The sequence below is a fragment of the Dietzia sp. B44 genome (assembly GCF_014145245.1).
In the GTDB taxonomy this organism is placed as follows: Bacteria; Actinomycetota; Actinomycetes; order Mycobacteriales; family Mycobacteriaceae; genus Dietzia; species Dietzia natronolimnaea.
The window spans coordinates 1-3,090 of record NZ_JAALEF010000263.1 but is presented as its reverse complement, the minus strand read 5'-3'; the positions used below and the strand labels follow the sequence as shown (position 1 = coordinate 3,090).

The following is a 3,090-nucleotide window of genomic DNA, read 5'->3' as shown; positions in this document are numbered from 1 at the left end:
GGACGAGCCCACCAACAACCTCGACCTCGCCGGCGTGGAGGTGCTCGCCGACGCTCTCGCCCAGTGGCGCGGGGCCCTGCTCCTGGTGAGCCACGACGAGGGCTTCTGCGACCGGGTGGGGGTGGACGACGTGATCCGGCTCGGCTGACCCCACCCCACGTCACCCGATCGCAGACCACGGAGGGACTCATCCATGCGCAAGCTCATCTACTACATCGCCGTCACCGCCGACGGGTTCATCGCGGACCCCGATGGACGGACGGACTTCTTCCCGCTCGAAGGCGACCACATGGCCTGGCTCATCGAGCACTACCCGGAGACGATCCCCGGTCACGTCCGCGGCGCGATCGGTCTCGCGGGGACCGGCCCACGCGTGTTCGACACGGTTCTGCTGGGCCGGTCCACCCATCAGGTCGCGGTAGACGAGGGTCTGGCCAGCGGTTACCCGCACCTCCGCCAGTACGTGGTGACTCATCGGCCGGGTGATCTGCCGACGGAGGTGGGGCTCACGGCCTCGAACGAGGACCCCGTCACTCTGGTCCGCCGGCTCAAGTCGGAGAGCTCCCCGCTCGACATCTGGTTGTGCGGTGGCGGGGAACTGGCGGCGGCGTTGGTGGACGAGATCGACGAGTTCCGGCTCAAGGTCAATCCGGTGGTGATCGGCCGGGGGCGACCGCTGATCGCCGGGTCCACCGGTGCGCGGCCCCTGGTCACGCACCGGCGGATCGGGTTCGACAGCGGGGTGAGCTACGTGGAGTACACCCGCGCCTGACCCGCCCGCGCCTGCCCCACCCGCTCCCGGTCGCCGGACCCTGTGGGTCCGGTCAGACGGCGCCGCCGGCGACCGCGGGCGGGGTGCCGGTGTTGGAGGACGAGTCGGTCTCGCGCGCGAGGTACTCCTCGATCCGGAACCAGTCGTCGTTGGCGCGCTCGGCGATCGCCACCAGCGTGCTCATGTTGGCGACCTCCTCGACCTGCTCGCGGAGGAACCACAGCATGAACTGCTCGCCCAGCGGGTCGGACTCGGCACGGGCCGCCTGGAAGAGCGACTCGATCTGACGGGTGACCTGCCTCTCCTGCTCGAGGGCGTACCGCAGCGCGGCGACGGGGCCCTCGAACTCGGCCTGCGGGCCGGGCACGGCCGGGATGGTCACCGGGATGTCGCGGTCGAGCATGTACTGGACCATCATCATGGCGTGGTTCCGCTCGCCGAGGCTGTGCTGGTAGAAGCGTCCGGCGAGCTGGGGCAGATCCTTGGCGTCGGCCCACACGGCGATCGCGATGTACTGCTGGCTCGCGGCGAACTCGTGGCCGACCTGCGCGGACAGGAGTTCGGTGAACGACGAAGACTTCTTGGCCATGATCATGGCACCCTTCCTCTCGGGGACCTCGACGGACGTCGAGACTCGCCCGGGGCATGTTGCGCCCCAGGGCTCCCAGAGTAGGGCTGGCCACAGCGTTTTACCAGGTCAGTAAGGCTAACCGAACATCGGTAAGCCTGGCCTTGTCGGCGGGACCTGCCAACGGGGTCCCGCGCCACCGCGGGACCGTACCGCTCAGCGCCTGTGGGCCCGCATGGCCGAGTGCTGGTCCCGCGGCTTGACCACGATCTGGTCCAGGTTGACGTGTGACGGCCGGCTCGCCACGAACCCCACGATCTCGGCGATGTCGCGTGCGACCATGGGGGTCAATCCCTGGTAGACGGCGCCGGCCTTGTCGTCGTCGCCGTCGAACCGCACGAGCGAGAACTCGGTCTCCACCATGCCGGGCGCGATCTCGGTGAACCGCACGGGTTGGCCCAGGTGCTCCCCGCGCAGCGTCCGGTGCAGCACGGCCTGCGCGTGCTTGGCGGTGGTGTAGCCGCTGCCCTTGTCGTAGGACTCCAGCGCGGCGATCGAGGTGATGGTCACCACCAGGCCGTCGCCGGTCTCCACGAGCACCGGCATGAGGCCGCGCACGAGCCGAAGAGTGCCCAGGACGTTGGTCTCCCACATCCACCGCCACTGCTCCTCGTCGGCGTCCATGACGGTGGTCGTGCCCTTGGCGCCGCCGGCGTTGTTGACCAGCACGTGGAGCCGGGGGACGGCCGCGCAGAACGCCTCGCACGAGGCGGGATCGGTCACGTCCAGGGGCATGGCGGTGCCGCCGATCTCGTCCGCGAGCGCCTGCAGCCGGTCGAGTCGCCGGGCGCCGACGACCACGTGGAACCCCAGCCCCGCGAGTTCGCGCGCGGTGGCCTCGCCGATCCCGGAGGAGGCGCCGGTCACCACCGCGATGCGGGTGTCGGAGGGGAGGTCGGCCAGGCGTTCACGGGCGGCGGGGTGATCGAAGCTCATGTCCCAGAGACTAGGTGCTCGACGACGACGAGTTCAGCGACCCCGTCCGGTGATCATCCCCACCAGCCCGCGCACCGTGCCGAGGGCCATGTCGGACTTGGAGAAGTAGTCCTGCCAGCCGCAGACGAGGCCGTCGCGGACCTCGAGGCGTCCGCAGACCCAGAAACCGCAGCGGAATCGCCCGAGTCCCAGGTAGTCGGTGCGTTCGGTGAGCACGATGGCGGGGGAGCCTGGGGTGGTCGGGTCCGCCGGTGCGCCCACGGCGAGGTGGTGGATCTCCGCGTCGAAGTCCACGGTGGCGCCCATGGCCGACAGCGCCTTGACCACGTCGCGCTTACCCCGGATGGTGGGGAGCCCGATGTTGGCCCACCACACGTCGTCGGCCAACAGGTCGGCGGCGGCGGTGACGTCGCTCGAGACGAGGGCGTCGAAGAAGGTGCGGACCACGACGTCGGAGTCGATCTGGGTGGTGGTGGTTGCCATTGGACCACGGTAGCCGCCCCGGTCCGGCTTGTGTGGCCGGAACGCTCGGCCCCGGCCGACTCATGTGCGGCTGGCACGATGAGTCCCATGAACTCTGCACCCACACCCGCCGTCTCGTCCGCCGTCTCCTCCGACGGCACCGTCATCGCCTACCGCGTCCTCGGCGACCCCGCCGCCCGCCCGCTGGTGCTGGTCCACGGCTGGGCCCAGTCGAGCGCCTGCTGGGGGCCGGACCTGCTCGACGCGCTGGCCGCGCGGTTCCGGGTGGTGG

General features: G+C 70.3%; 5 protein-coding genes. 2 read left to right on the top strand and 3 right to left on the bottom strand.

All coding sequences use genetic code 11. The features are described 5' to 3' along the window. The first annotated feature begins 193 nt into the window (after nucleotides 1-193). On the top strand, nucleotides 194-772 hold the full coding sequence (locus tag G6017_RS09385) for a dihydrofolate reductase family protein (RefSeq protein WP_182617092.1): 579 nt from the start codon (nucleotides 194-196) through the stop codon (nucleotides 770-772). Between the two features lie 52 nt (nucleotides 773-824). Here the strand turns inward: G6017_RS09385 and G6017_RS09380 are convergent, their stop codons facing one another. The 3 genes from G6017_RS09380 to G6017_RS09370 form a co-directional block, all read right to left on the bottom strand. Then, nucleotides 825-1,367 carry a ferritin gene (locus tag G6017_RS09380; protein WP_017837790.1) on the bottom strand — a complete coding sequence of 181 codons (543 nt, stop codon included), beginning with the start codon at nucleotides 1,365-1,367 and terminating at the stop codon, nucleotides 825-827. 189 nt (nucleotides 1,368-1,556) lie between these two features. Then, on the bottom strand, nucleotides 1,557-2,336 hold the full coding sequence (locus tag G6017_RS09375; RefSeq protein ID WP_182617090.1) for an SDR family NAD(P)-dependent oxidoreductase: 780 nt from the start codon (nucleotides 2,334-2,336) through the stop codon (nucleotides 1,557-1,559). A 33-nt stretch (nucleotides 2,337-2,369) separates the two neighbouring features. Then, on the bottom strand, nucleotides 2,370-2,819 hold the full coding sequence (locus G6017_RS09370) for a limonene-1,2-epoxide hydrolase family protein (protein WP_182617088.1): 450 nt from the start codon (nucleotides 2,817-2,819) through the stop codon (nucleotides 2,370-2,372). A gap of 78 nt (nucleotides 2,820-2,897) precedes the next feature. Here G6017_RS09370 and G6017_RS09365 point away from each other — a divergent pair. After that, nucleotides 2,898-3,090: alpha/beta fold hydrolase (locus G6017_RS09365; protein WP_524536274.1), on the top strand; the 193-nt coding region annotated here is incomplete at its 3' end.

Coding starts and splice junctions, on each gene's coding strand:
- G6017_RS09380 (WP_017837790.1), bottom strand. CDS start 1,367: ATGATCATGGCCAAGAAGTCTTCGTCGTTCACCGAACTCCTGTCCGCG.
- G6017_RS09375 (WP_182617090.1), bottom strand. CDS start 2,336: ATGAGCTTCGATCACCCCGCCGCCCGTGAACGCCTGGCCGACCTCCCC.
- G6017_RS09370 (WP_182617088.1), bottom strand. CDS start 2,819: ATGGCAACCACCACCACCCAGATCGACTCCGACGTCGTGGTCCGCACC.
- G6017_RS09385 (WP_182617092.1), top strand. CDS start 194: ATGCGCAAGCTCATCTACTACATCGCCGTCACCGCCGACGGGTTCATC.